The organism is Streptomyces sp. NPDC102406 (genome assembly GCF_044765725.1).
Lineage (GTDB): Bacteria > Actinomycetota > Actinomycetes > Streptomycetales > Streptomycetaceae > Streptomyces.
In genome coordinates this window covers 207,822-234,619 of the sequence record NZ_JBIWKP010000001.1, presented here as the reverse complement: position 1 = coordinate 234,619, position 26,798 = coordinate 207,822, and the positions used below count along the sequence as shown (strand labels likewise).

The window sequence follows — 26,798 nt, the reverse complement described above, 5'->3', positions numbered from 1 at the left end:
CCGCGTGTTCCTCGCGGACCGCCGCCGTTGCTTCACCCGCTTCGACGCCTTTCGAGCCGGAACAGTCTGATCTCGCGGCCCACGCGTGCCTGGTACGCCGCGTACGGCGGCCAGAACCGCACGGCTGCCGCCCACGCCTCCTCGCGTTCGGCGCCACCCAGCAGCCGGGCCGTCACGGGTACGTCCTCGCCCCGCAGGCTGATCTCCGCGTCGGGGTGGGCCAGCAGGTTCGCCGTCCAGGCCGGGTGGCCCGGCCGACCGAAGTTCGACCCGATCAGCAGCCACGTCCCCGCGCCCTCGGGCATGCAGGCGAGCGGGGTGTGCCGCACGACCCCGCTCCTCGCGCCGCGCACGCTCAGCACCACACCCGGCAGCATCTGGGCGCTGAGCAGCACCTTCCCGCGGGTGAGCCGGTGGACGGCACGGTCGAGGGCCGGGACGACGTGCGGGGCGACGCGGGCGAACGCCCTGGTCGACGACACCTTCTGGACGAGCCGGACGCCGGGCGGGGCCATCAGACGCCCACCTCCGCGCCGGGCGCGAACAGGTCGGCGGCCCGGGCCGCGCGCGCCCGCAGCAGATGGACGGGCCCGAAGAGCAGTTCGTCGCCGGTGGCCCGCTTCAGGTACAGGTGCGCGTCGTGTTCCCAGGTGAAGCCGATGCCGCCGTGCAACTGGACGGCTTCGGCGGCGGCCGTCCGCAGGGCTTCCAGGCCCTGGGCGAGCGCGAGCCCGCCGACGCGCTCACCGCCCCGGACGCCCGCGGCCCAGGCGGCGTAGTACGCGGCCGAGCGCGCCGCCTGCACCTGTACGTACACGTCGGCGAGGCGGTGCTTGACCGCCTGGAAGGAGCCGATGGGGCGCCCGAACTGCTCGCGCGCCTTCACATGCTCGACCGTACGCTCCAGGGCCCGGTCGGCGGCGCCGACGGCCTCCGCGGCGAGCAGCGTGGCGGCGGTGTCGCCGGTCGCGGCGAGCGCCCCCGCCACGTCCGCGTCCTCGCCGCCCAGCAACTCGGCTGCCACGTACCGCAGTTCGAGCCTGGCCTGCGGGCGGGTCTCGTCGAGGGAGGTCTGCCGGGTGCGGACGAGGCCGTGGGCGTCGTCGCGGACGAGGAACAGCAGCGTGCGGGAGCGGACGAAGCCGCCGGTGTGGGCGGCGACGAGGAGCAGCTTGGCGCTGTGCCCGTCGAGGACCTGCCCGGCCTGCCCGTAGAGCCGCCAGCCGTCGCCTCGCCGGGTGGCCTGGACGCCGCCCGCCCGGCCGCCGCCCGCCCAGTCGCCCGCGTTGTCGGCGACGAGTCCGAGGGCGGTGGCGAGCCCGGTGCCGGGGACGGCGAGGGCCGCGGTCAGGCTGCCGTCGGCGATCCGCGGGAGGAGCGCCGCCTGCTGCTCCTCGCTGCCGAGAGCCGTGATCAGCGGGGTGGCGAGACCGCTGGTGGCGAACAGGGGCGTCGGTGCGAGGACCCGCCCCAGCTCCTCCTCGGCGAGCGCGAGTTCGGTGACGGTGGCGCCGACACCGCCGTGCTCCTCGGACAGGGCGAGACCGGCAAGACCGAGTTCCGCGCCGAGGGTGGCCCACAGGGGGCGGTCCTGGCCGGACGGGGTGCGGGTCGCGGCTTTGACGTCGTCCGGGGTGCAGCGTTCGGTGGTGAGTGCGCGCAGGGTGCGGCGGATCTCCTGCTGTTCCTCGGTGAACCTGGCGTCCATGCGGGCCCCTTCCTGACGGGCCGTCATATTAGGGCTCGGGGTCATGATTGCCCAGGGCCGAACCCGGTTACGCGGCAGAACATCTGATGTACCGTCAGCTTTATGACCGGCCCCCTCCGCAAGGCCGCCGTCGCGGGTGTCGCCCTCTCCGACTGCGGCCGCGTCGACGAAGCCACCCCCTACACCCTGCACGCCCAGGCCGCGCGCCGCGCGCTCGCCGACGCGGGGCTCACCCCGGACGCCGTCGACGGATTCGCGAGCGCGGGCCTCGGCACGCTCGCCCCGGCCGAGGTCGCCGAGTACCTGGGGCTGCGGCCCCGCTGGGTCGATTCCACCTCGGTCGGCGGCGCCACCTGGGAGGTCATGGCGGCCCACGCGGCGGACGCCATCGCCGCCGGGCACGCCCGCGCCGTCCTCCTCGTCTACGGCTCGACGGCCCGCGCCGACATCAGGGCGGGACGGCGCACGGCGAACCTGTCGTTCGGGGCGCGGGGCCCGCTCCAGTTCGAGGTCCCCTACGGCCACACCCTCATCGCCAAGTACGCGATGGCGGCCCGCCGCCACATGTACGCGTACGGCACCACCCTTGACCAGCTCGCCCAGGTCGCCGTGCAGGCCCGGGCGAACGCGGCCCGCAACCCGGACGCCCTGTACCGCGCGCCCCTCGGCGTCGACGACGTCCTGTCGGGGCCGATGATCGCCGATCCGTTCACCCTGCTGCACTGCTGCGTCCGCTCCGACGGCGGCGCGGCCGTCCTCCTCGTCGCCGACGACCTGCTGCCCGACTGCGCCAAGGCCCCGGTGTGGGTCCTGGGATCGGGCGAGTACGTCTCGCACACGACGATGTCCCAGTGGGACGACTTCACCGTCTCACCCGCCGCCGTCAGCGGCCGACTGGCCTTCGAACGAGCCGGTGTCACCCCCGGCGACATCGACATCGCCGAGATCTACGACGCGTTCACCTACATGACGCTGGTGACGCTGGAGGACCTCGGCTTCTGCGCCAAGGGGGAAGGCGGCCCGTTCGTGGAGAAGGGACGCCTGCGCCACGACGGCGCGCTGCCGACCAACACGGACGGCGGCGGCCTCTCCGCCCAGCATCCCGGCATGCGCGGCCTGTTCCTGCTGGTGGAGGCCGTACGGCAACTGCGCGGCGAGGCGGGCGGACACCAGGTGCACCGGCCGGACGGCTCCCCGCCCGCGCTCGCGGTGGCCTCCGGTACGGGCGGATGGTTCTGCTCGGCGGGAACGGTGGTGCTGGGCCGGGACTGACCGGCCCCGCCGAAGCGCAACCGTTACGCATCGAGATCCGCCCCGATATGCCGAGCCGACGATTCCGGCCCTAGCTTCGGACGCTATGCGGGGACGACTGCTCAGCGGCCGCTACCGGCTCATGGCGACCATCGGCTCCGGCGGCATGGGGCAGGTGTGGCGCGCCCACGACGAGGAGCTGGGGCGGCTCGTCGCCCTGAAACTCTTCGCGCCGCCGGACGACATCGCGGCGGGCGAACGGCACGAACTGCTGCGCCGCTTCCGGCGTGAGGCGCGGGCGGTCGCGGCGCTGTCGAGCCCGCACGTCGTGACCGTCCACGACCACGGCACCGACGAAACCACCGGGACCTCCTCCCCGTACCTGGTCATGGAGTTGATCGACGGGGAGTCGTTGCGACAGGTGCTGCGGCGCGACGTACGCGTGCCCGTGGACCGCGCCCTGGAATGGGCCCGGCAGACCCTGCGCGGCCTCGCCGTCGCACACGCCGCCGGGATCGTCCACCGGGACATCAAACCCGCCAACATCATGGTCACGCCGCCCCGCGCCGACGCCCCGCACGGCACCGTCAAGATCCTCGACTTCGGGATCGCCGCGTTCCTGGAGGGCGCGGAGGCCGCGACCCGACTGACCCGGACGGGGACGCTGCCGATCGGGAGCGTGCTGTACATGGCACCGGAACGGTTCCGGCAGGAGCCGGGCGACGGGCGGATCGACCTCTACGCGCTCGGCTGCGTCCTGTACGAACTCCTCGTCGGACGGCCCCCGTTCAACGGGCCGCCCGCCGGGGTCATGTACAACCACCTGCACGACACCCCGCTGCGTCCCGGCCGCGCACGTCCCGAAGTACCGTCCGACGTGGACGAGTTGATCGCGGCGCTGATGGCCAAGCGACCCGAGGACCGGCCCCGGGACGCACCGACGGCGCTCGCGACGCTGACGACGCTCACGGCACTGACGAGCGGCGGCTCGGCCCAGCCCGCCACCGTCCCGGACCCCGCCCCGGACCCGGACCCAAGCCCACCGCCGAGCCCCGCCCCGCCCGCGTCGCGGCCCCGTAGGCGGCGGGGGCTGCTCGTCGGGGCCGTCGCGCTGGCCTGTGTGGGGGCTGGGGTGGCCGTGCCCGCCGCCATGGACGGTGAGGGGGCGGCGCCGCGGCCCGGCATCACCGGCGCGGCGACCGGACCACCGCCCGTCTTCCGGATCGCCGTCGTCAGCCGGGGCGCCCGGGTCGACACCCGCGCGGCCGAGCGGGCCCTCGGCGCCTACGCGGGGCCGTCGCCGCTCAGGATCGTCGCCGTGCCGCACGCCGACCGGCTCACCGTCCGGGAGCTGGTGGCACGGCATCCCGGCGTCGTCGCGGCCGTCGGAGATCCGGGCGGGCTGCGCGGACCGTACCGGGACATCGCCTTCGTGCAGACCTGCCAGGACCCGCCGGGCTCCAGGGCCCGGCGCGGGAAGGGGTTCGTCGGGCTCGGCCAGCCCGACGACCGGTTCGGCGAACAGTTCGGCACCTACCTGGAGCGGACCCTGCACACCAGGCGACTCCTGGCCATGGGGGTGGCGACGTCCGGCCCGGACGGGTCCGTGCGGCGGCCGGGCGCACCCCACCGGCGCGCACTCGCCGCCCGTTTCGCCGCGGCACGCGGAGCGGGCTTCGCGTACACGGCGCACGATCACCGCCCCACCGCTCTGGCCCCGGCCGCGCTGGAGACGCTGCTTCGCCGGGCCCGCCCGGACACCGTCTATCTGGAGGACAGCCGCACGCCGGGGAGGGATGTCGGCCGGTTGCGGCAGGCCGGGTTCGGCGGCCGGGTGGTGTTGGCCCCGGACCGGCTGCGGGACTGTTCCCTCGCCGCGGGCGACCGCGCCGAGGACTCCGTGCCGACCGGCGTCCACCGCTTCCGCACCGTCTCCGACTCCCCGTACCGGCACGCGGACTGCGCTCAGGACGCCGCCCTCTGCTCCCGCGTAGGACCCCTGATGACGCGGCCGGGGGCGCTGGAGGAGTTCGAGGCGGTCCAGGCCGTCGTCGCGGCGTTCCGGGCGCGCGCCGCCCGCGACACCTCGGCGGACGCCGCGCGCGCCCACGTGCTTGAGGGCGTGCCGGACGCCCGGGTCCACGGCCTCCAGGGCGACTACACCGTCCGCCGACTGGACACGGACGCGGTACGCCCGGTGTGGGTGGAGCGCAGGACGGCGGGCGCCTGGAAGGTGCTGGGCACGGTGGCGTCCCTGACCCGCGACTGACAGCCTGCTTCGCACCGCCGCCCCGCCGACGGACGACAATCCCCCCATGGAACCCGATCTGCCCGAGCCGCACACCCCGCCCGCCGCGCCGGACCTCCAGGCCCTCCTGCGGTCCCTGCGCGTCTGGGACACCGCCCTGCCCGCCTTCGACCCGGCGACCGCGCCGCAGGCGCCGCTGCCGCTGTTCGTCCAGTGGTTCGCGGCGGCCGTGGCGGCCGGGCAGCCCGAGCCGCACACCCCGGCGCTGGCGACCACGGACGCCGAGGGCCGCGCCGACATCCGTACGGTGATGCTGCACGGCGCCGACGAGTCGGGCTGGCACTTCGCCTCCCACGCGGGCAGCGCCAAGGGCCGCCAGCTCGCCGCCCGCCCCTACGCCGCGCTCGGCTTCTACTGGCCGGTGCAGGGCCGCCAGGTCCGGGTGCGCGGCCCGGTCCGCACACTGCCCGCCGAGGTGGCGCACGCCGATCTGCACGCCCGCTCGACGGGCGCCCTCGCCTCGGCCCTCGTCGGCCACCAGAGCGAACCCCTGCCCTCCATCGACGAGTTGGAGCGCGCCTCCGACGCCGCCTGGGAGCGGGCGGGCCGCGAACCCGACGCCCCCGCCCCGAGCTGGACGGTGTACGAACTGGACCCGCGAGAGGTCGAGTTCTTCCAGGGCGACGCCCGGCGGCGCCACGTACGGCTCAAGTACACGCGCACGGGCGATGGTTGGGACAGGTCACTGCTCTGGCCGTGACGGGCCCTCCTGTGCCTTCAGCTCCAGGATCGTGAAGTCGCGCACGGGACGGTAGCCCAGGCGCTGGTACAGGGCGTTCGAGGTGGCGTTGGCCAGGTCGGTGAAGAGCAGCACCTGGGTGGCGCCGTCGGCGCGGGCGGCCCTGCTGACCTCGGCGGTGGCCGCTGCCGCGTACCCCTTTCCGCGCAGGGGAGCGGGGGTGTAGACGGGCGCGACGCGGACCGTGGCGGCGGACCTGCGGGTGACACCGGCCATCGACACGGGGTGGCCGTCCGGTGTCTCCCACAGGGTGACGCCGCCGTAGGACAACCGGCTGTCGGCCCAGCGGTACGCCCGGCCGCGGTCGACGGGGGGTTCGCCGACGTCCGCGTGGAAGCGCCGGAACCAGTCCGCGAGGAGTTCGCGGTCGTCCTCGCCGGCCACGCGGGCCCGCCCGGGCGGCGCCGGGTCGGGCGGTGTGAGGTCGCCGAGGCGGTACAGGCGCTGGGCCTCGGCCTGCGTGACCCGGCCGCCGGGACGCGAGCGCCGCCAGGCACGGGCCACGGCCCACGCGCCCTCGACGGGTCCGCCGATCTCCTCCGGCGCCTTGTCACCGGGGTCGAGGAGTCCGTCGAGCGCGGCGACGAGCCCCTCGGCCGCGTCGTCCCCGAGCGGGCTCACGTACGGGCGCTGCGGCGGCGTCCACATGAGGTAGCCCGCCGGGCGGCCCCCCGGGTCCGTCCACAGGCCGAAGCGGGGTGTCACCCCCTCGAACCGCGCCTCGCCCGCCCGCATCCCCTCCAGGATGCTCAGCACGACCGTGTGCAGGGCCGGATCGTCGCGCAGGAAGGGCCCGGCCCGGTCGGCGAACTCGGCGTGGTCCGAGGTGAAACGCCACTCCCCCGTACCGGCACCGCCGTCGTTGGTCCTCGTACTCTCGAAGGTCGTCATGGTCCCGATCGTGACGGTGCACGCCCGTGCTCGGCCACGGAATTACCCGGCCGCCGTCGCCCCCGACGGGCGGAAGACCGGTACCGCGAACCCGGCGTCGTCTTGGCGGAAGGCGACCTGGAGCTCCATCCCGATCCACAGGTCGCCCGCCGCGCACTCCACGATCTCCGTCATCATCCGGGGGCCCTCGGCGAGGTCGACGACGGCGGCGACGTACGGCAGGCGCCCGCCGAACGGAGGCAGGTCGTTGCGGTGCACCACGGACCACGTGTAGAGCACGGCCCGCCCGCTCGCGTCCCGCCACCGCACGCTCTCGCCCTCGCTCCAGCAGAACGGGCAGAACTCGCGCGGGTAGTGATGGGCGCGGTCGCAGACGGCGCAGTGGCGCAGCAGGAGCCGCCCCTCGGCCGCCGCGTCCCAGTAGGGGCGGGTGAAGGCGTCGGGCTCGGGGACGTCGACCCGGGCGTCCGCGCCGGTCGCGGCCATCAGAACAGCCCGATCGCGTGGTCGAGGGACCAGGTCTGCCAGGACATGGCGAACAGCGCGACCAGGGAGATGAGCGCCATCATCGCGTTCTGCCCCTGCTCGGCCCAGTCGTGGATCATGAGGGTGAGGTAGAGCAGGTTGAGCAGCAGCCCGCCGACGAGCGCGACCGGCGTCAGGAGGCCGAGCACCAGTCCGAGTCCCAGCGCGAGTTCGGCGTAGACGACGAGGTACGCCATGGTGCGCGGCCGTGGCGCGACGACGACGTCGAAGCCGCTGCGCACGGCGTTCCACCGGTGTTTTCCCGCCACGTCCGCGGCCCACGCGATGCCGGTGCCGCGCTCGAACCAACCCTTCTTGTCCTTGTGCCGCCAGCTCTCCAGCCACCACAGGCCGAGCCCGATGCGCAGCACGGCGAGCCACTCGGCGCCGCTGAGCCCTATCGCGTCCATGCGCGTCAGCCGCCTCCCCCTCGGTGTGCCCGGCCGCCTTTCTGACGGTACGTCAGTTCAGCGCACGCGGTGCCGCACGCGCAAGGGGCCCGTACCGCCGCGGCGCGCGGCACGGGCCACCGCGTGATCAATTCGCAATCGATTCCGGTCTCGACCGAGACCCACCGGGTAAGCGCGCGATTACGCTCCCGCACATGACCGCCCCCCTCCCCCCACCGGCCGCCCGCAGCCACGAACGCCCGCCCGTGTACGTCGTCGGGGGCGGCCCCGGCGGCCTCGCGGTGGCCGCGCGACTGAAGGCGCACGGCGTACGGGCCGTCGTCCTGGAGAGGTCCGACCGCGTCGGCGCCTCCTGGCGCGGCCACTACGACCGGCTCCGCCTGCACACCACGCGCCGCCTCTCGGGCCTGCCGGGGCTGCCGATCCCGCGCCGCTTCGGCCGCTGGGTCGCGCGGGACGACGTCGTGCGCTACCTGGAGAGGTACGCCGAGCACCACGATCTGGAGGTGGCCACCGGGGTCGAGGTCACCCGCGTCGACCGCGCGCCCGACGGCGCCGGATGGGTGCTGCGCGCCACCGGCGGCCGGGAGCTGACGGCCCCCGCGGTCGTCGTCGCCACCGGCTACAACCACACCCCGCGCCTGCCCGACCTGCCGGGCACCGACTCCTACACCGGCACCCTGCTGCACGCGAGCGCGTACCGCGCCCCTGGGGCCTACGCGGACCAGGACGTCCTGGTCGTCGGCGTCGGCAACACCGGCGCCGAGATAGCCGTCGACCTCGCCGAGGGCGGCGCCGCGCGGGTCCGGCTGGCGGTGCGCACCGCCCCGCACCTCGTACGCCGCTCCACGCTGGGCTGGCCGGCCCAGCTCACCGGCATCCTCTGCCGCCGCCTGCCGGTGCGGCTCGTCGACCGGCTCGCCGTGCCGCTGGGCAGGCTGAGCGTGCCGGACCTGACGGCGCGGGGGCTGCCGCGCCCGGACACGGGCCTGTACACGCGGGCGCGCCAGGGCTCGATCCCGGTGCAGGATGTCGGGCTGATCTCGGCGGTGCGCTCGGGCCGGGTCGAGCCGGTGGCGGCGGTCGCGTCCTTCGAGGGCGCCGAGGTCGTCCTGGCCGACGGCACACGGCTGACCCCCGACGCGGTGATCGCGGCGACCGGCTACCGGCAGGGCCTGGAGAGCCTGGTCGGCCACCTCGGCGTCCTCGACCCCGCGACGGGCCGCCCCCGCCCGCACGGCGCCCGTACCCTGCCGTCGGCGCCGGGCCTGTACTTCTCCGGGTACACGAACCCGATCAGCGGGATGCTGCGCGAGATGGCCCTGGACGCGGACCGGATCGGCAAGGCGCTGGCGAGATCCATGAGAGCGAGAGCCAAGAAGCCCGCGAGACCGGCGAAGCCCTAGGCGTCTCTCGAAGTTCCGCCCGCCCCCGATCCGCACTCCTCCCCTCCGGCGGCCAGACCTTTCCATGCAGCCCTGTTCCTGACGCGGTGTCAACTCGGTAATCTGATGGGGCGTCAGGTACCCCGTGTCACGACGATGCGGGGGTGAAGGCGCACGGAGGCACCGCGCACGGGCAAGAGTTGTCGCTGACACACAGGAGCGGGCGGACCGATGCTTGGATCGACTTACGGCACCCTGACCACCGACTCCCGCCGGGCCCGCGTGATCGCCTGCGGCGAACCGCCCGGTCCTGCCGTGCACGGCAGGACCGACGCCGGCGAACGGGACGTGAGCGGACGCCCGCTGCACGCCGACGTACCCGACCTCGACCGGTTCTTCCGGCCCGAGTCCATGGCCGTCGTCGGGGCGTCCGACACCGAGGGCCGGCCCAACGCGGGCGTGACGCGCCGGCTCATGGGCTGGGCGGAGCGCGTCGGCGCGCGGCTGTATCCGGTGCACCCCTCGCGCGAGACGGTCTTCGGCCTGCCGTGCCGCCCCTCCGTCGGCGACCTGCCCGAGCAGGTCGACCTCGCGGTCCTGCTGATCGCCGACCCGCTGCCCGTCATCGAGCAGCTCGCCGACACCAAGGTGCGGTTCGCGGTCGCCTTCGCCTCCGGGTTCGCCGAGACCGGCGAGGAGGGCGCCGCCGCGCAGCGGCGCCTCGCCGAGGCCGTCGGGCGCTCGGGGCTGCGGCTGCTCGGCCCGAACACCAACCTCAACGCGTTCGAGCACTTCCGTGACGACCTCGACGGGCCCGCCATCGCCCTCGTCACCCAGTCCGGCCACCAGGGCCGCCCGGTCTTCGCCCTCCAGGAGCTGGGCATCCGGCTCTCGCACTGGGCACCGACGGGCAACGAGGCCGATCTGGAGACCGCCGACTTCATCTCCTACTTCGCGCGGCGGCCCGAGGTCGGCGCCATCGCCGCCTACGTCGAAGGGCTCAAGGACGGCCGCTCCTTCCTGCTCGCCGCCGACCGGGCCGCGCGCGAGGGCGTGCCCGTCGTCGCGGTGAAGGTGGGGCGGACCGAGGCGGGGGCGCGCACCGCCGCCTCGCACACGGGGAAGCTGACCGGCGCCGACGCCGTCGTGGACGCGGCGATGCGGCAGTTCGGCGTGGTCCGCGTCGACGGGCTCGACGAACTCCAGGACACGGCCGCCCTGCTGGCCCGGGCCAGGCCACCACAGGCCGAAGGCGTCGTCGTGTACTCCATATCCGGCGGCACCGGCGCCCATTTCGCGGACCTGGCGGCGGCGGGCGGCCTGCCCCTGCCCACCCTGGGCGAGGCCAAGCAGGCCGAACTGCACCAGTGGATCCCCGACTACTTGAACGTCGCCAACCCGGTCGACAACGGGGGCCACCCGGTCGGCGACGCGCGCGGCCGGAAGATCATCGACGCGCTCCTCGCCGACCCGTCCGTCGGCGTGCTCGTCTGCCCCGTCACCGGCCCCTTCCCGCCGATGAGCGACAAGCTCGCGCAGGACCTGGTGGACGCGGCGGAACGGACGGACAAGCTGGTGTGCGTGGTGTGGGGTTCGCCGGTCGGCACCGAGGCCGCGTACCGCGAGACGCTGCTCGGCTCCTCCCGCGTGGCCACCTTCCGCACCTTCGCCAACTGCGTCACCGCCGTCCGCGCCTACCTCGGCCACCACCGCTTCACCGCCTCCTACCGCTCCCCCTTCGACGAGGCGCCCCGCACCCCCTCGCCCTCCCACCGCAAGGCGCAGGCCCTGATGCGCCCGGGCAAGCGGCTCAGCGAGCACGCGGCGAAGCAACTGCTGCGGGCGTACGGCATCCGCGTACCGCGTGAGCAACTGGTGACCAGCGCGGCGGCCTCGGTGCGCGCCGCCTCGCTCGTCGGCTACCCGGTGGTCATGAAGGCCTCGGCGCCCCAACTCGCCCACAAGACGGAACTCGGCCTGGTCAAGGTCGCCCTGACCTCCGCGAGCCAGGTCAGGGACGCGTACCGCGAACTGACCGACATCGCCCGCTACGAGGGCATCGACCTCGACGGCGTCCTCGTCTGCCAGATGGTCGAACGGGGTGTGGAAATGGTCGTGGGGGTCACGCCCGACGACCTGTTCGGCCCGACCGTGACGGTGGGCCTCGGCGGCGTACTCGTCGAGGTGCTGCGGGACACGGCCGTGTGCGTGCCCCCCTTCGGCGAGCACCAGGCCCGCGCCGCCCTCGACGAGCTGCGGGGCCGCGCCCTGCTCGACGGGGTCAGGGGGGCGCCTCCCGCGGATGTCGACGCGCTGGTCGAAGTGGTCCTGCGGGTCCAGCGCATGGCGCTCGAACTGGGCGACGACCTCGCCGAGCTGGACATCAACCCGCTGATGGTGCTCGGCCGCGGCCAGGGCGCCGTCGCCCTCGACGCGCTGGCCGTCTGCCGCTGACCCGCACCCGGATCGGAGCCGCTCCCCCATGACATCTCCCCCGTCCTCCCCCGACACCTCTCCTGCGTCATGGGTACTGCACGCCACTGACAACGGCGTCTCCTGGATCACCCTGAACCGCCCGGAGGCCCTGAACGCCGTCACCCGGGACCAGCGCGAACGCGTCATCGGCCTGCTCACCGCCGCCTCCGCCGACCCGGACGTACGCGCCGTCGTCCTCACCGGGACCGGCAAGGGCTTCTGCGCGGGCGCGGACCTGCGCGGCGCCCCCGACGCCGGGGAGCGGGTCGCGGGCGACGTCGCGCGGATGATCCGCCTCGGGGCGCAGCGCCTGGTCGCCGCGGTCCTTGACTGCGAGAAGCCGGTGATCGCGGCGGTCAACGGCACGGCGGCGGGCCTCGGCGCGCATCTGGCCCTCGCCTGCGATCTGGTGCTCGCGGCGGAGTCGGCCCGCTTCATCGAGGTGTTCGTCCGACGCGGTCTGGTCCCCGACGGCGGCGGCGCCCATCTACTGCCGCGCCTGGTGGGGCCGCGGCGCGCGAAGGAGCTGATGTTCTTCGGGGACGCCCTGCCCGCCGCCGACGCGGAGCGGTGGGGTCTGGTCAACCGGGTCGTACCGGACGCGGAGCTGGCGAGGACGGCGCGGGAGTGGGCCGAGCGTCTGGCGAGCGGCCCGACCCGCGCCCTGGCCCTCACCAAGCAGCTCGTGAACGCGGCCCTGGACACGGACCGCGCCGCGGCGTTCGCGGCGGAGGCGTCGGCGCAGGAGCTGAACATGGCCACGCACGACGCGAACGAGGGCGTCACCGCTTACCGGGAACGCCGCTCCCCCCGCTTCCGGGGCCGCTGACCCCGGGCCCCTCGGACCCCTTCCCATCTGACACTCCGTCAGCTTCACTGGGACCATGATGGGACACGCAGGGATGGCGGCCACCGCCGTCCGGTACCTCAGGTCGGTCGGCGCCCCCACCACCGCGGGCCCGGTGGAGGCGCTTCCCCGCCCCGCGCTGCGGGCCGTCGGCGACGACGAGCGCGCGCCCGTCGACCCGGCCGAGTTCCGCCGCGTCCTCGGCACCTTCGCGACCGGCGTCACGGTCGTCACGGCCCCACCGGCCGCCCCCGGCACGGCGCCCGCCGGGTTCGCCTGCCAGTCCTTCGCGTCCCTCTCCCTCGACCCACCGCTGGTCGCGTTCATGGTGGGCCGTACGTCGACGACGTGGCCCCGGATCGCGCGCGCGGGCGTCTTCTGTGTCAACGTGCTCGCGGCCGACCAGGACGAGTTGTGCCGCGCCTTCGCGGTCAGCGGCGCCGACAAGTTCGCGGGGGTGCGTCATGGGGCGGCGCCGGTGTCGGGCTCGCCCCGGCTCGACGGCGCCGCCGCGTGGGTCGACTGCGCCGTCCACGCCGTCCACACCGGCGGCGACCACCTGATCGTGGTCGGCCGGGTCACGGCGCTCGGCACCCACCCCGACGAGCGCCCCCCGCTCCTCTTCCACCGGGGCCGCTTCACCCGCCCGGCCGACGCCTGAGGAGCGCCGTCAGGCCGCGGCGACGACGACCCGCTCGCGCCGGATCACCAGGGACATCAGCGCGGCGACGGCGCACAGCGCGCCGGAGGCGTACCAGATCAGGTCGTAGGAGCCCGTGACGTCGCGCACCACACCGCCCAGGAAGGCGACGACGGCGGCCCCCACCTGGTGCGAGGCGAGCACCCACCCGAAGACGATGGCGCTGTCCTCGCCGTAGTGCTCACGGCACAGGGCGATGGTGGGCGGCACGGTGGCGACCCAGTCCAAGCCGTAGAAGACGATGAAAAGGATCATCGGCGGGTGCACGGTCGGGAACAGCAGGATCGGCAGGAACAGCAGGGAGATCCCGCGCAGCGCGTAGTACACGGCGAGCAGCCGCCGCGCCTCGAACCGGTCGGTGAACCATCCGGACGCGATCGTCCCGACCACGTCGAAGACACCGATGACCGCGAGCAGCGACGCGGCGGCCTGCACCGGCATGTGGTGGTCGTGGGCAGCGGGCACGAAGTGCGTCTTGACGAGCCCGTTCGTCGAGGCGCCGCAGATCGCGAACGATCCGGCGAGCAGCCAGAAGGGCCCGGTCCTGGCGGCTCTGAACAGCACCCGGACCGCCCGCCGCGCGGCACCGGTCACGGGCGCCGGCTTGGCGACGAACTCCTGGGCCCCGTACGCCTTCACCCCCACGTCGGCGGGGTGGTCCCGCAGGAGCAGCCACACGAACGGCACCACGGCGAGCGCCGACAGGGACACGGTGACCGCGGCGGGCTCCCAGCCGTGCCGCTCGACGATCCACGACAGGAGCGGCAGGAACACCAACTGGCCCGAGGCCCCGGCCGCCGTCAGGATGCCGGTGACGAGGCCGCGCCTGGCCACGAACCAGCGGTTGGTGACGGTGGCGGCGAAGGCGAGCGCCATCGAACCGCTGCCCAGGCCGACCAACACACCCCAGTACATGACCAGTTGCCAGGCGGCGGTCATCCAGACGGTCAGCAGTGACCCGGCGGCGATGACCGACAGGGCGACGGCGACGACCTTCCGTATCCCGAAGCGGTCCATGAGGGCGGCGGCGAAAGGGGCCGTGACCCCGTACAGCGCGAGGTTGACGGAGACGGCGAAGCCGATGGTCCCCCGCGACCAGCCGAAGTCCTGGTGCAACGGTTCGATGAGCAGTCCTGGCAGCGAGGCGAACGCGGCGGCCCCGATGATCGTCACGAAGGTGACGGCGGCCACGGCCCAGGCCCGGTGGGGGCCCCTCCTGCCACGCCGCGCACGGGTGTCGGGGAAGTCCTGCGTCGGTGTCGTAGTCACAGACCAAGAGCCTGGGCCACGGAACGTTCCCGGACGAGTGGCCCGACCGACAGCATTCGCTAGGATCGGGCCATGCGTGTTCCCCGGCACCGCGTCGCCGTACTGGCCCTTGACGGACTGATCCCCTTCGAACTGGGCATCCCCCAGCGCATCTTCGGCAAGGCCCGCACCCCGGACATGCGACCGCTCTACGAGGTGGTCACGGTCGCCGTCCGCGAGGCGGGCCCGGTCCAGACGGACGCCGACTTCGCGATCCTGGTGGAGAACGGCCCGGAGGCCCTCGCCACCGCGGACACGGTGATCATTCCGGCGTCGTACGAACTCGGCCCGGTCTACGAGGAGGGTCGCCTCGACGCCGACCTGGAGGCGGCCTTCGCCCATATCCGGCCCGGCACCCGCATGGTCTCCATCTGCACCGGCAGCTACGTCCTCGCCGCCGCGGGCCACCTGGACGGGCGGCCCGCGACCACGCACTGGGCGGAGGCGGCCCACTTCCAGGAACTGTTCCCCTCGGTCCGGGTCGACGCGGACGTCCTCTTCATCGACGACGGCGACGTCCTCACCTCCGCCGGGGTCGCGGCGGGCCTCGACCTGTGCCTGCACATCGTGCGCCGCGACCACGGCACGGCCGTCGCCAACGACGTGGCCCGCCGCACGGTCGTCCCCCCGCACCGCGACGGCGGCCAGGCACAGTTCATCCGACGCCCGCTCCCCGAACCCCGGTTGGCGACGACGACAGCGGCCCGCGCCTGGGCCCTGGCCCGCCTGCACGAGCCGATCCAGCTCCGCGACATGGCCGAGCAGGAGTCCATGTCCGTACGCACCTTCACGCGCCGCTTCCGCGAAGAGGTCGGCATCAGCCCCGGCCAATGGCTCACCCAGCAACGCGTCGAGCGCGCCCGCCACCTCCTGGAGACCTCCGCCCTCTCCATCGACCAGGTCTCCCGCGACGCGGGCTTCGGCACGGCCCAGTCCATGCGACAGCATCTCCAGTCGGCGCTGGGAGTGACCCCGACGACGTACCGCAGAACGTTCCGCTCCGCGGCTTGACCGGCGCCGCGGCGCACCCCCCACCGACCGTCATCCGCGTACGAGACGGGAGGGGCCGGTCGGGGTATGTGCGCGCGCAGCACACCAGCACGCGGTAGCGGCGGCCGAAGCAACCGGCGAGGCCATCAAGATGGCGAGCACGGACATACCCCGGGCGGCCCCGCACCCACCCACACACCTGTCGGATCGAGACGGAAACCCGCCAACGCACCCCAGACGGCCACCCTCCCTTCCTGCCCTTCCTGGCGACGAGGGCGCTAGAACGTCAGCACCCCCCGAGCGACCCGCCCCCGCTCCGCATCCTCGACCGCCTTGCCGAAGTCCTCCACCGGATAGGTCCGCGTCACCAACTCGTCCAGCAACAACCGCCCCTCCCCGTAAAGCTCCGCATACAGCCGAATATCCCGCTGCGGCCGAGAGGACCCGTACCGGCACCCCAGCACCGACTTGTCCAGAAACAACGCGGCGGGCACGAAGGAGGCCTCCGCATCAGCCGCCGGCATCCCGAGCAGCACCGCCTGCCCATGCCGGTCCAGCAGGTCGATCGCGGCCCGCACCAGCTCCACCCGCCCCACGCACTCGAAGACGTGATCGGCCCCGTCGGGCAGAACGCCCCGCACCTCCCCCACATCCGTCAGGAACTCCGTCGCCCCGAACAGCCGAGCCACCTCCTCCTTCCCGGGATTCGCATCGACGGCGACGATCCGCAGCGCCCCGGCGATCCGCGCGCCTTGCAGCACGTTCAGCCCCACCCCACCGGCCCCGATCACCACGACGGAGTCCCCCCGGTCGACCCGCGCCCGGTTCAGGACCGCCCCCATCCCGGTCAGCACCCCGCACCCCATCAACGCGGCCGACGTCATCGGAATCCCCGCCGGGATCTTCACCGCCTGCACGGCTTTCACCACGGTCCGCTCCGCGAAGGCCGAATTGGACGCGAACTGATACACCGGTCGGCCACCCCGCGAGAACGGCTGCCCGGGCATCCCGATCGCCTGTCGGCACATGGTCGGCCGCCCCCGGTCGCATTCGGCGCAGGCCCCGCAGTTGGCCAGGGTGGACAGCGCCACGTGGTCCCCCTCGACCACATGCGTCACCCCGGCCCCCACCGCCTCGACCACTCCGGCCCCTTCATGCCCGAGCACCACGGGCCGCGGGAACGGAATGGTCCCGTCGATCACGGAGAGGTCGGAGTGGCACAGCCCGGCGGCGGCGACGGCGATCCGCACCTCCCCGGCCCCCGGCTCCCGCACGTCGAGATCGTCCACGACGACGACCTGTCGCCCGTCGAACAGAACACCCCGCATGACCTACGCCTCCCTGGGCAGGCCGAGCACGCGCTCGGCGATGATGGTGCGCTGGATCTCGTCGGAGCCGCCGTAGATGGTGTCGGCGCGGCTGAAGAGGAACAGCCGCTGCTGGTCGTCGAGTGCGTAGGGCGCCGCGGCGGACCAGTCCAGCGGCCCGACGGCGCCACCGGCCCCCCGGACGCGGATGGCCAGCTCCCCGAGCCGCTGATGCCAGCCGCCCCACAACAACTTGGCCACACTGGAAACCCCACCAACACCAGCACCCGCACCACCACCCCCACCCGCACCGCCCCCTCCACCCCCACCCAACATCCGCAACGCATTCCAGCGCATCACCCGCAACTCACCCCACAACCGCACAATCCCCTCCACCACCACCGGATCCCCCACCGCCCCCGAGGCGACCGCACTCCTCACCACCCCCCGCAACTCCTCCTCGAACCCCACCTGCTGCGCCAGCGTCGACACCCCCCGCTCGACCCCGAGCAGCCCCATGGCGACCCGCCACCCGTCCCCCTCCTCCCCCACGAGATCCGCCGCGACGGCCCCGTCGAAGAACACCTCGTTGAACTCGCTCGTCCCGGTCAACTGCCGGATGGGCCGCACGTCGATCCGCCCGGGCTGGTCCATCGGCACGAGCAGGAACGACAGCCCCCGGTGCCGCACCGACCCCGCCTCGCTCCGCGCGAGCACGAAGCACCAGTCGGCCTCATGGGCCAGCGACGTCCACACCTTCTGCCCGGTGACCCGCCACCGCCCGTCCCGGCCGCGCGAGGCGCACGTCCGCAGGGAGGCGAGGTCCGACCCGGCGCCGGGTTCGCTGTAGCCCTGGCACCACAGCTCCTCGCCCCGGGCGATGGGCGGGAGGTAGCGCCGCCGCTGCTCCTCGTCGCCGTACGCGAGCAACGTGGGGGCGAGCAGGTTCTCCCCGATGTGTCCGTACCGGCCCGGGGCCCGCGCCCGGGCGTACTCCTCGGCCCAGACGACCTGCTGCGTCAGGGTGCCCACGCGATTGCCGTACGCACCGTCGCCCCACCCGAGCCCGATCCACCCCCCGCTCCCCAACTCCCGCTCCCAGGCGCGCCGTTGTGCCGCTCCGACATGCTCACTGCCGGGCCCACCCCGCCCCACGATCCGCGCGAACCGCCCGGTCAGACGCGTATCGAGCCACGCCCTGGCCTCCTCCCGGAACGCCTCGTCCTCTTCCCCGAACCCGAACTCCACGCCACCGCCCCCGCCCCCGCCCACACCACCGGGCCCCCACCGGGGCCCGGCCGCTCCCCGGCCGCTCATGAGTTGGGCCGCTCCGCGGCGGCGGCGGCCCGGGCCATCTCCGCCACGACCGCGAGCATCGGCATCGGGTCGACCCCGACCGTCCCGGGCAGGAAGTCGGCGATCCGCTCGGGCGTCCAGGACCCTTCCGCGTACCCGGCGCGCAGCTCCCGCGGCTGCGCCCAGACCGCGATCTTCGGTCCGGCCACGGTGTAGACCTGCCCGGTGATCCCTTCCGCGCGGGCTCGTTCGCTGAGCAGGTAGACGACCAGGGCGGCGACGTCCTCCGGCTCCCCGATCTCCGTCAGCTCCATGGGTACGTCGGCCGACATCCGCGTACGGGCGACGGGCGCCACGGCGTTGGCGCTGACCCCGTACTTGTGGAGCCCGAGGGCGGCGCTGCGCACCAGGGAGATGATCCCGCCCTTGGCTGCGCTGTAGTTGGCCTGCGCGACGGACCCCTGATGGTTGCCGCTGGTGAACCCGATGAGGGTCCCGGACCCCTGCCCGCGCATGACGGCACTGGCGGCCCGGAAGACGGTGAAGGTGCCTTTCAGGTGAGTGGCGACCACCGGGTCCCACTCCTCCTCCGTCATGTTGAAGAGCATGCGTTCCCGCAGGATCCCGGCGACGCAGACCACCCCGTCGACGCGCCCGAACTCCTCCACGGCCACGTCGACGACCCGCTGTCCGCCGGCCATGGTCGACACGTCGTCGGCCACGGCGACCGCCGACCCGCCCGCGGCCTCGATCTCCTTGACCACCGCCGACGCCACCTCGGAGGTGGGCTCGCCGCCCGTTTTGGACACCCCGTAGTCGTTGACGACGACCTCGGCGCCCTCGGCGGCGCACGCGAGCGCCACGGCGCGGCCGATGCCCCGCCCCGCTCCTGTCACGGCGACGACCTTGCCTGCCAAGAAGTTCCCCACGCCCGGCCCCTTCCCGCAGTTTCTGACGGCCCGTTAGATTTTGCTCGGGTTCGGATTCTACGGCCCGTCAGATACCGGAACACAAGACCCGGGGAGGCCCCGATGCCGTTGCCCGCCGAGTTCCACGACATCGCCAAGCGCGTGAACAACTGGGGGCGTTGGGGGGAGAACGACGAGATCGGCACCCTGAACCTGGTCACCGACGAGGTGGTCCGGCTGGCCGCGTCCGAGGTCCGCCGGGGCCGCCGCGTCCCCCTCGCCCTGCCGCTCAAGGAGGACGGCGTGCAGGCGGGCCTGATCCCCGGCCGGATCAACCCGCTGCACACGATGGTCCAGATCAACCAGCGGATCTTCGGCCCCGACACGGTGGCCACCAGCGACGACGCGGTGACGATGGGCCTCCAGGCGGCCACCCACTGGGACGCGCTGACCCACGTCTCGCACTCGGGCCGCCTCTACAACGGCCGCCCGGCGGACACCGTCACGGCGCACGGCGGAGCCGAGTTCAGCGGCATCGACAAGATCCCGTACCTCGTCTCGCGCGGCGTCCTGCTCGACGTGGCGGCGGCGAAGGGCCTCGACCGGCTGCCCGGCGACCACGCGGTGACGCCCGAAGACCTGGACGAGGCGGCGGAGTTCGGCCGCGTCACCGTCCGCGCGGGCGACATCGTGCTGGTGCGCACGGGCCAGATCCAGGTGTATCTGGCCGGTGACAAGCACGGTTACGCGTATCCGTCCCCTGGCCTGTCGGTCCGCACCCCGGAGTGGTTCCACGCCCGCGATGTGGCGGCGGTCGCCAACGACACGCTGACCTTCGAGATCTTCCCCCCGGAGATCGAGAACCTGTGGCTCCCGGTGCACGCCCTCGACCTGGTGGAGATGGGCATGGTGCAGGGCCAGAACTGGAATCTGGAAACGTTGTCCACAGCCTGTGGAGAAGAGAACCGCTACACGTTCCTGCTCTCGGCGATGCCCGAGCCGTTCAGCGGCGCGACGGGCACCCCGGTGGCGCCGGTGGCCGTGCTCTGAGCCGCGCGGGACGGCGAAGCCGCGAGGGGTGCGGGACGGCGGTCCCGGCACCCCCACGGCGACGATCCGACATGTCGCCGAGGGCCCCCGTCACAAGGGCCCTCGACGTCCCCTCGCAGCGAATCGCTGACCACAATCGTGATCAAACGGGCACTGCGCGTCAACACCCGCAAGAAGATTCACCGTTGATGTGCCTATTTCTCCGGGCGCGCACCGAAGCACGGGGCGGGAGCGGACCCGGCGCGCGCCCACCCGGGTCCCAGCGGTCGCACACGGGCGGTCTCACACCGCCTCGAAGGCCACCCCGTCGTAGGACCCGACGCCCCCGGCCGCGGCTGCCGCCGCGCACCGGTCGAGTTCGCACCAGATGGCCTTGCCCGCGCCCTCGGGGCGCCAGCCCCAGCGGTCGGCGAGCCCGTCGACGAGTTCCAGGCCGCGCCCGTTCGTCGCCTCGCCGTCCGCGTGCCGGGGCGCCGGTGGCCGGTCGCTCGCGTCGGCCACCTCCACCCGCACCATGCCGGGACACACGCCCTGGACGCCGGGCAGCACCATGCGGAGCACCGCGGGGCGTCCGGTGTGCACCACGGCGTTGGTGACGAGTTCGGAGACGAGCAGGACCAGCGTCTCGGCCAACGGCTCATCGGCCTGTATCCCCGAACCGGCGAGGCGTGACCGCACCCACCTGCGGGCCCGCCCGACCTCTGCGGGGTCGGCCCCGACCTCCAACTGCACCTGAAGCACCTGCACCGCTCACACCATCCGAATCCGGCGGGACCGTTGGAGTTCTGCCTCGCGCCACTGACCATCCTGGACACTGCCAAGGATCACGGTCCGTGATCCCGTTGCTGCACAGCATGGTTGACGTACAGTCACGTCAACAAGGGCTTCGGGCATATTCCCGCGCGAAGGAGTACGCGTGCGGCATACTGTGCGACGCGTATCGAGGGGGGTCGAACAAGCGGGCGTGACGCCCCGCCCTGCGCTGCGAACGGCGCACATCCCGGGCCCCGGGGCCGCCTCGGAGGCAACACCGGCACCTTCACCCGGGTTCAGCACCACTCGCATCTGCCACAAGGTACCGGAGCCGGATGCCGACTCCGCGCCGTGACGAGCCTCCCGAAGGACACAACCCGGTATCGGCGGACCGTCACTCTCCGTGCACCCTTGCTCAAGGCGTCCGCCGGATCTTCACAGGGCGGCGGCGAGCACGTCCTCGGCGGCCCGCGCGCCTCCCCCGAGCTCGGCCCGCACCCACGCCCGCTTCAGATGCAGGTGCACATCGGCCTCCCAGGTGAAACCCATGCCGCCGTGCACCTGGAGGCAGTCGCGGGCGCCCCGCACGGCGGCCTCGTCGGCGAGCAGCTTCGCGGCGGCGGTCTCGGCCGGGTCCCGGGTCACGGCGGCCGCGTACACGGCGACGCGGGCCATCTCGGTCCGTACCAGCATGTCGGCGCAAAGGTGTTTGACGGCCTGGAAGGCGCCGACCGGCCGCCCGAACTGGTGGCGGATCCGGGCGTGTTGGACGGCCATGTCGAGGGTGCGGCCGGCCGAGCCGAGCTGTTCGGCGGCGTACAGGAGGGTGGCCTCCGGCGGGGGCGGGGTCCGGTCGCCGGGCACGGTGTGCAGCGGTGTGAGCGGGTCGACCGAGGCGAGCGGTTCGGCGCCGCCCGCGTCGCCGCGCACCACGTCGGCGGCGTCCGGCCAGGGCAGCAGCCCCCCGTACGGCTGTGTCACGACCGTCTCGCCGCGGGCCGCGCCCGGTACGTCCCCGGCGGCGAGGAACGTGGCCACGAGGGGTCCGGGCAGCAGCGCCCGGCCGCACTCCTCGAACACGACGACGGCCTCCGGCAGGCCGAGCCCGAGCCCGCCCGCCGCCTCGGGCACGCGGAGCGAGAAGAGGCCCGCCGCGCCGAGCTCCCGCCACAGCGACCGGTCGAGCGCGGGCCGCTCCACCGCGCCGCGCAGGGCGTCCCGGCCGAACCGCCCGGCGAGCAGGTCCCGCGTGCCGCCTTGCAGGGCCCGCTGGTCCGCCGTCAGTTGGAAGTGCATGGTCAGCGGCTTCCTCTCGGTTCTTTGGGCAGGCCGAGGATGCGTTCGGCGACGATGTTCCGCTGGATCTGCGACGTACCGGCCGCGATCGTGTAGGACAGTGACGCCAGCCGGTCGAGCGTCCATTCCCGGCCGGTGTCCAGCGCCCCGGCGCCGCCGAGGACCTGGGCCGCGGCGTCGTAGAGCCGCTGCCGTGCGTGCGAGTAGCGGAGCTTGAAGACGGAGCCGCCCACGCCGGGTCGTCCGCCACCGGCCTGGGCCTCGCTCACGTTCCACTGGGTGAGCCGCCACAGCGCGCCGAACTCGGCGGACAGCAGCGCGAGTTCGCGGCGCAGTACGGCGTCGTCCCAGCGTCCGCTCGCGCGTGCGTGGGCCGCCAGTTCCCCCAGGGTGCGGCGGCAGGCGACGACCTCTCCGACGAAGGCGGTGCCGCGTTCGAACGACAAGGTGACCATCGTGACGCGCCAGCCGTCGTTCTCGGCCCCGACCCGGTGGGCGACGGGCACCCGTACGTCGTCGAGGAACATCTCCGCGAACTCCGTCGACCCGGCGAGGGTGCGCAGCGGGCGCACGGTGATGCCCGGGGTGTCCATCGGCATGGCGAGCCAGGAGATGCCGCGGTGCGCGGGGGCGTCGGGGTCGGTGCGGACGAGCAGTTCGCACCAGTCGGCGACCTCGGCGTGCGAGGTCCAGATCTTCGAGCCGTTGACCACGTACGTGTCGCCGTCGCGCACCGCGCGCGTGCGGAGCGCCGCGAGGTCGGACCCGGCGTCCGGTTCGCTGAAGCCCTGGCACCACACCTCCTCGCCGCGCAGGATCGGCGCCAGCCAGCGGGCCCGCTGCCGTTCGCTGCCCTCGGCGGCGACGGTGGGCCCGGCGTGCAGCAGGCCGACGAAGTTGGCGCCCACGTAGGGCGCGCCCGCCTTCTCCGTCTCCTCCAGGAAGATGAGCCGGGTGGTGGGTGAGGCGTCCCAGTGGATCTCCCCGTACCCGGCGTCGTGGAGCCTGCGCTGCCATCCCGTGTCGTAGGCGCGGCGTCCGGGCCAGTCCGTGGGCGACGGCTTCGCCGGGAGGGCCGGCAGGGTGGCCGCGAGCCACTCCCGCAGGCGGGCCCGGAACCCCTCTTCCTCCTCGGTGTACGCGAGGTCCATGGGGGCGCGGCCTACCTGGCCGGCTTGTCGAGGTCCAGGCCGAGCATGCGGATGGCGTTGCCGCGCATCAGTTTGTACACGGTCTCGTCGTCGAGGCCCTTCACATGGTCGAGGGCGACCTCCTTGGTGTTCGGGAAGGTCGAGTCGACGTGCGGGTAGTCCGTCTCGAAGGTGGCATTGTCGCGACCGACGACGTCGAGCGAGGCGACGCCGTGCTTGTCGCGGAAGAAGCAGCAGAACATCTGCCGGTAGTAGTACGTGGACGGCGGCTCGGGGACGATGTCCCGGACGCCGCCCCACGCGCGGTGCTCCTCCCACACGTCGTCGGCGCGCTCCAGGGCGTACGGGATCCAGCCCATCTGGCCCTCGCTGTAGGCGAGTTTGAGCGTCGGGTGCTTCACCAGCACGCCGCTGAACAGGAAGTCCATCATCGACGCCATCGCGTTGTTGAAGCTGAGCGCGGCCTGTACGGCCGGGGGTGCGTCGGGGGAGGCGGCCGGCATCTGGGAGGAGGAGCCGATGTGCATGTTGACGACGGTCCCGGTCTCCTGGCACACGGCGAAGAAGGGGTCCCAGTACCCGGAGTGGATCGACGGCAGGCCCAGGTGGGTGGGGATCTCGGAGAAGGTGACCGCCCGTACGCCGCGGGCCGCGTTGCGCCGGATCTCGGCGACGGCGAGGTCGATGTCCCACAGCGGGATGATGCAGAGCGGGATGAGCCGGCCGCCGCTGTCGCCGCACCACTCCTCGACCATCCAGTCGTTGTAGGCGCGTACGCAGGCGAGCGCGGTCTCCTTGTCGTGCGCCTCGGCGAACGTCTGGCCGCAGAAGCGCGGGAAGGTCGGGAAGCAGAGGGACGCCTCGACGTGGTTGAGGTCCATGTCGTCGAGGCGCGCCTTGGGGTCCCAGCAGCCGCGCCGCATCTCGGCCCGGGTGATGCCTTCGAGGGTCATGTCGTCCCGGTCGAACCCGACCGCGGCGATGTTGCGCTTGTACGGGAATGTCAGGTCCTCGTAGACCCACCAGTCGGTCGGCGGTCCGTCGGGGTCCATGGTGATCCGGTACTTGCCCGCCTCGTAGGCGAGCTCGCCGATCCCGGCGGTGAGCGGCTTCGGGCCGCGGTCGCGGTACTTGGCCGGCAGCCAGGTCTCGAAGAGGTGGGCCGGTTCGATCACATGGTCGTCGACGCTGACGATGCGCGGCAGTTCCGTCATGACTACTGAGCCTCTCCGCGTTACCTGATGACCCGTCAGATGCAGGCTAGCCCCGCGCCTCTGGACCGACAAGGAGCGCGGACTTACGCTCTCCCCTGGTTCTGATGGTCCGTCAGTTATGGCGCCGCGCGCGGCGCTCAGGGGGGTCACGGCAATGACGCAGAGCACCGCACACGCCCTGGGGGCCTCCCGCACGCTCTGGGAACTGGTCGAGCGCCGCGCCGCGCTCACCCCCGACCGCCCGGTCCTCCTCCAGGGCGAGCGCGTCCTCACCTTCGGCGGGCTGCGGGACCGCGCCGAGCGGGTCGCGGCGGCCCTCCACGCACGCGGCGTCCGCCCGGGCACCGTGGTCGCCTGGCAACTGCCCACCCGCATCGAGACGGCCGTGCTCAGCTTCGCGCTGGCCCGTCTCGGCGCCGTCCAGACCCCGGTCATCCCGTTCTACCGGGACCGCGAGGTCGGCTTCGCCCTGCGGGAGTCGAGGGCCCGCTTCTTCGCGACACCCGGCACCTGGCGCGGCTTCGACCACACCGCCATGGCGCGCCGCCTCGGCGCCCCCGGCGTCTTCGAGGCGTACGAGGGCCTGCCCGAGGCCGACCCGTCCGTCCTCCCGCCCCCGCCCGCCGACGGCACCACGGTCCGCTGGATCTACTGGACCTCCGGCACGACCTCCGACCCCAAGGGCGTCCTGCACACCGACCGCTCCCTCATCGCGGGCGGCTCCTGCCTCGCCCACGCCCTGCGCCTGTCCGCCCGCGACGTCGGCTCCATGGCGTTCCCCTACGCGCACATCGCGGGCCCCGACTACACGGTGATGCTGCTCCTGTACGGGTTCCCCGCGGTGATGTTCGAGCAGTTCGCCCTGCCGGACGCGCTGGAGGAGTACCGGCGGCACGGAGTGACGGTCGCGGGCGGTTCGACGGCGTTCTACTCGATGTTCCTGACCGAGCAACGCAAGGACCCCGGGCGGCCGTTGATACCGACGCTGCGGCTCCTCGCGGGCGGCGGCGCGCCCAAGCCGCCGGAGATCTACCACGCCGTGGTGCGCGAGATGGGCGTACAGCTCACCCACGGGTACGGCATGACCGAGGTCCCCATGATCACGATGGGGGCGCCGGACGACACGGCGGACCATCTGGCGACGACGGAGGGCCGCCCGCCCGCGGGCATGGAGATCCGGACGGTCGACGCCGACGGCAAGCAGCTCCCGGCCGGGGTCGACGGCGAGGTCAGGCTGCGCGGGGAGGCGGTCTGCCAGGGCTATCTGGACCCGCGCCAGAGCGCCGACGCCTTCGACGCGGACGGCTTCCTGATCACCGGCGACCTGGGCCACCTCCTGCCCAGCGGGCATCTCGTCCTCACCGGGCGCGCCAAGGACATCATCATCCGCAAGGGCGAGAACATCTCCGCCAAGGAGATCGAGGACCTGCTGCACCGGCACCCCGGGGTCCAGGACGCAGCCGTCATCGGCCTGCCGGACGCGGAGCGCGGGGAGCGGGTCTGCGCGGTCCTCGAACCGGCGCCGGGGACCGCACCGCTGACCCCGGACGCCGTGACGGCGTACCTGCGCGGCCAGGGCCTGTCGACCTTCAAACTGCCCGAGCAGGTGGAGGTCGTTCAGGCCCTGCCCCGCAACGAGACGCTGAGGAAGGTGCTCAAGTACAAGCTCCGGGAGCGGTACGGGTCCGGCCCGCGACAGTGACGCGGGCGGGTGCTCACTCGGGGACGGTGAAGTACGCGGCGAACCCGCGCACCAGTTCTTCCTCCGCGATCCGCCCGTCGCCGTCCGCGTCCAGCGCCGCCACGGCCGCCGCGGCGGACCGCTCCTCGACACCCAGCACGCGCAGGGCCCGCCGGGCCGCGTCCGCGCCGATGCCGGGGCCCTCGGGGTCGGCGACCTCGATGGCGCCGCGCAGGAACGGCCGCGCGATCTCGGCGAACCGCTCCGGGCTGTCCCGCAGCCGCTTCACGGCCCCGGTCACGAACTCCCCCCGGGTCACCCGCTGGTCCCCGTCCACGTCCGCGATCCCGGCCATGCCCTGCCAGAACGCCTCGGCCCCGGCGAACAGCGCCTGCCCCTTGTCGCAACGGGCGGTCGCGCCGAACTCGGCGAGCAGCGCCTTGGCCGCGGCGTAGAAGTCCTCGCGGTCGATGTATCCGTTGCCGTCCTGGTCGAAGCCGGTGAACCGGGCCGCGATCCTCCGCTCGTCCATGCTCATGAGCCGCCTCTCGCATCGGTGGGTCCTACACCTCGGAGCGTACGTCCGCGAGGACGGGCTCTCAGGC

Annotated in this window: 24 protein-coding genes; 10 read left to right on the top strand and 14 right to left on the bottom strand. The window is 73.5% G+C overall.

Going from position 1 to position 26,798, the window contains the following annotated elements; translation table 11 throughout:
* Positions 1-32 precede the first annotated feature (32 nt).
* On the bottom strand, positions 33-515 hold the full coding sequence (locus ACIRF8_RS01150; protein ID WP_404209607.1) for a nitroreductase family deazaflavin-dependent oxidoreductase: 483 nt from the start codon (positions 513-515) through the stop codon (positions 33-35).
* The gene (locus tag ACIRF8_RS01145; RefSeq protein WP_404209605.1) at positions 515-1,708 is read right to left on the bottom strand and encodes an acyl-CoA dehydrogenase family protein; all 1,194 of its coding nucleotides are present in this window, start codon (positions 1,706-1,708) and stop codon (positions 515-517) included. Before ACIRF8_RS01145 ends, ACIRF8_RS01150 begins: the two co-directional genes overlap by 1 nt.
* Positions 1,709-1,810: 102 nt before the next feature.
* On the opposite strand from ACIRF8_RS01145, the gene ACIRF8_RS01140 reads away from it, so the two are divergent.
* The 3 genes from ACIRF8_RS01140 (at position 1,811) to ACIRF8_RS01130 (ending at position 5,967) form a co-directional block, all read left to right on the top strand.
* Positions 1,811-2,980, top strand: coding sequence for a thiolase C-terminal domain-containing protein (locus ACIRF8_RS01140; protein WP_404209603.1), 1,170 nt, complete (start codon positions 1,811-1,813; stop codon positions 2,978-2,980).
* A gap of 85 nt (positions 2,981-3,065) precedes the next feature.
* Positions 3,066-5,228, top strand: coding sequence for a serine/threonine-protein kinase (locus ACIRF8_RS01135; RefSeq protein WP_404209601.1), 2,163 nt, complete (start codon positions 3,066-3,068; stop codon positions 5,226-5,228).
* 46 nt (positions 5,229-5,274) lie between these two features.
* Positions 5,275-5,967, top strand: a complete 693-nt coding sequence (locus ACIRF8_RS01130; RefSeq protein WP_404209599.1) for a pyridoxal 5'-phosphate synthase — start codon at positions 5,275-5,277, stop codon at positions 5,965-5,967.
* Here the strand turns inward: ACIRF8_RS01130 and ACIRF8_RS01125 are convergent.
* Genes ACIRF8_RS01125 through ACIRF8_RS01115 form a run of 3 tightly spaced genes read right to left on the bottom strand, consistent with a single transcriptional unit; the run spans position 5,950 to position 7,832 of the window.
* Positions 5,950-6,897 carry a GNAT family N-acetyltransferase gene (locus tag ACIRF8_RS01125; protein ID WP_404209597.1) on the bottom strand — a complete coding sequence of 316 codons (948 nt, stop codon included), beginning with the start codon at positions 6,895-6,897 and terminating at the stop codon, positions 5,950-5,952. The two genes, ACIRF8_RS01130 and ACIRF8_RS01125, sit on opposite strands and share 18 nt — an antisense overlap.
* A gap of 42 nt (positions 6,898-6,939) precedes the next feature.
* Entirely contained in the window at positions 6,940-7,383 is a 444-nt protein-coding gene (locus tag ACIRF8_RS01120) for a Zn-ribbon domain-containing OB-fold protein (protein WP_404209595.1), read from the bottom strand.
* The gene (locus tag ACIRF8_RS01115) at positions 7,383-7,832 is read right to left on the bottom strand and encodes a DoxX family protein (protein ID WP_404209593.1); all 450 of its coding nucleotides are present in this window, start codon (positions 7,830-7,832) and stop codon (positions 7,383-7,385) included. Before ACIRF8_RS01115 ends, ACIRF8_RS01120 begins: the two co-directional genes overlap by 1 nt.
* A 194-nt stretch (positions 7,833-8,026) precedes the next feature.
* Here ACIRF8_RS01115 and ACIRF8_RS01110 point away from each other — a divergent pair, with 194 nt between their 5' ends.
* The 4 genes from ACIRF8_RS01110 (at position 8,027) to ACIRF8_RS01095 (ending at position 13,200) form a co-directional block, all read left to right on the top strand.
* Positions 8,027-9,238, top strand: coding sequence for a flavin-containing monooxygenase (locus ACIRF8_RS01110; protein WP_404209591.1), 1,212 nt, complete (start codon positions 8,027-8,029; stop codon positions 9,236-9,238).
* A 210-nt stretch (positions 9,239-9,448) separates the two neighbouring features.
* The gene (locus ACIRF8_RS01105; protein WP_404209589.1) at positions 9,449-11,671 is read left to right on the top strand and encodes an acetate--CoA ligase family protein; all 2,223 of its coding nucleotides are present in this window, start codon (positions 9,449-9,451) and stop codon (positions 11,669-11,671) included.
* 28 nt (positions 11,672-11,699) lie between these two features.
* On the top strand, positions 11,700-12,521 hold the full coding sequence (locus ACIRF8_RS01100; RefSeq protein WP_404209587.1) for an enoyl-CoA hydratase/isomerase family protein: 822 nt from the start codon (positions 11,700-11,702) through the stop codon (positions 12,519-12,521).
* Between the two features lie 58 nt (positions 12,522-12,579).
* Positions 12,580-13,200, top strand: a complete 621-nt coding sequence (locus ACIRF8_RS01095) for a flavin reductase family protein (RefSeq protein WP_404212210.1) — start codon at positions 12,580-12,582, stop codon at positions 13,198-13,200.
* Positions 13,201-13,209: 9 nt separating this feature from the next.
* On the opposite strand, the gene ACIRF8_RS01090 is transcribed toward ACIRF8_RS01095, so the two are convergent.
* Entirely contained in the window at positions 13,210-14,508 is a 1,299-nt protein-coding gene (locus tag ACIRF8_RS01090; protein ID WP_404209585.1) for an MFS transporter, read from the bottom strand.
* Positions 14,509-14,580: 72 nt separating this feature from the next.
* On the opposite strand from ACIRF8_RS01090, the gene ACIRF8_RS01085 reads away from it, so the two are divergent.
* Complete coding sequence (locus ACIRF8_RS01085) at positions 14,581-15,558, top strand: GlxA family transcriptional regulator (RefSeq protein ID WP_404209584.1); 978 nt, start codon at positions 14,581-14,583, stop codon at positions 15,556-15,558.
* A 257-nt stretch (positions 15,559-15,815) separates the two neighbouring features.
* Here ACIRF8_RS01085 and ACIRF8_RS01080 read toward each other — a convergent pair whose 3' ends face one another.
* The 3 genes from ACIRF8_RS01080 to ACIRF8_RS01070 form a co-directional block, all read right to left on the bottom strand.
* Positions 15,816-16,865: an alcohol dehydrogenase catalytic domain-containing protein gene (locus ACIRF8_RS01080; protein WP_404209582.1), complete on the bottom strand. Its 1,050-nt coding sequence runs from the start codon at positions 16,863-16,865 to the stop codon at positions 15,816-15,818.
* A gap of 3 nt (positions 16,866-16,868) precedes the next feature.
* Positions 16,869-18,092 (bottom strand): acyl-CoA dehydrogenase family protein, encoded by a 1,224-nt coding sequence (locus ACIRF8_RS01075; protein ID WP_404212208.1) that lies wholly within the window; start codon positions 18,090-18,092, stop codon positions 16,869-16,871.
* Between the two features lie 65 nt (positions 18,093-18,157).
* Positions 18,158-19,069: an SDR family oxidoreductase gene (locus tag ACIRF8_RS01070; RefSeq protein ID WP_404209580.1), complete on the bottom strand. Its 912-nt coding sequence runs from the start codon at positions 19,067-19,069 to the stop codon at positions 18,158-18,160.
* A gap of 102 nt (positions 19,070-19,171) precedes the next feature.
* Between ACIRF8_RS01070 and ACIRF8_RS01065 the strand changes: the two genes are divergently transcribed.
* The gene (locus ACIRF8_RS01065; protein WP_404209579.1) at positions 19,172-20,098 is read left to right on the top strand and encodes a cyclase family protein; all 927 of its coding nucleotides are present in this window, start codon (positions 19,172-19,174) and stop codon (positions 20,096-20,098) included.
* A gap of 282 nt (positions 20,099-20,380) precedes the next feature.
* Here the strand turns inward: ACIRF8_RS01065 and ACIRF8_RS01060 are convergent, their stop codons facing one another.
* From ACIRF8_RS01060 to ACIRF8_RS01045, 4 genes are all read right to left on the bottom strand, one after another.
* Positions 20,381-20,845: an ATP-binding protein gene (locus tag ACIRF8_RS01060; RefSeq protein ID WP_404209577.1), complete on the bottom strand. Its 465-nt coding sequence runs from the start codon at positions 20,843-20,845 to the stop codon at positions 20,381-20,383.
* 441 nt (positions 20,846-21,286) lie between these two features.
* Complete coding sequence (locus ACIRF8_RS01055; protein ID WP_404209575.1) at positions 21,287-22,147, bottom strand: acyl-CoA dehydrogenase family protein; 861 nt, start codon at positions 22,145-22,147, stop codon at positions 21,287-21,289.
* Positions 22,148-22,149: 2 nt separating this feature from the next.
* The gene (locus ACIRF8_RS01050) at positions 22,150-23,298 is read right to left on the bottom strand and encodes an acyl-CoA dehydrogenase family protein (RefSeq protein ID WP_404209573.1); all 1,149 of its coding nucleotides are present in this window, start codon (positions 23,296-23,298) and stop codon (positions 22,150-22,152) included.
* An 11-nt stretch (positions 23,299-23,309) separates the two neighbouring features.
* Positions 23,310-24,512, bottom strand: a complete 1,203-nt coding sequence (locus ACIRF8_RS01045) for an amidohydrolase family protein (protein WP_404209571.1) — start codon at positions 24,510-24,512, stop codon at positions 23,310-23,312.
* Positions 24,513-24,666: 154 nt separating this feature from the next.
* Between ACIRF8_RS01045 and ACIRF8_RS01040 the strand changes: the two genes are divergently transcribed.
* Positions 24,667-26,214 (top strand): class I adenylate-forming enzyme family protein, encoded by a 1,548-nt coding sequence (locus tag ACIRF8_RS01040; RefSeq protein WP_404209569.1) that lies wholly within the window; start codon positions 24,667-24,669, stop codon positions 26,212-26,214.
* A 13-nt stretch (positions 26,215-26,227) separates the two neighbouring features.
* Here the strand turns inward: ACIRF8_RS01040 and ACIRF8_RS01035 are convergent, their stop codons facing one another.
* Positions 26,228-26,725, bottom strand: coding sequence for an EF-hand domain-containing protein (locus tag ACIRF8_RS01035; protein ID WP_404212206.1), 498 nt, complete (start codon positions 26,723-26,725; stop codon positions 26,228-26,230).
* Between the last annotated feature and the right edge of the window lie 73 nt (positions 26,726-26,798).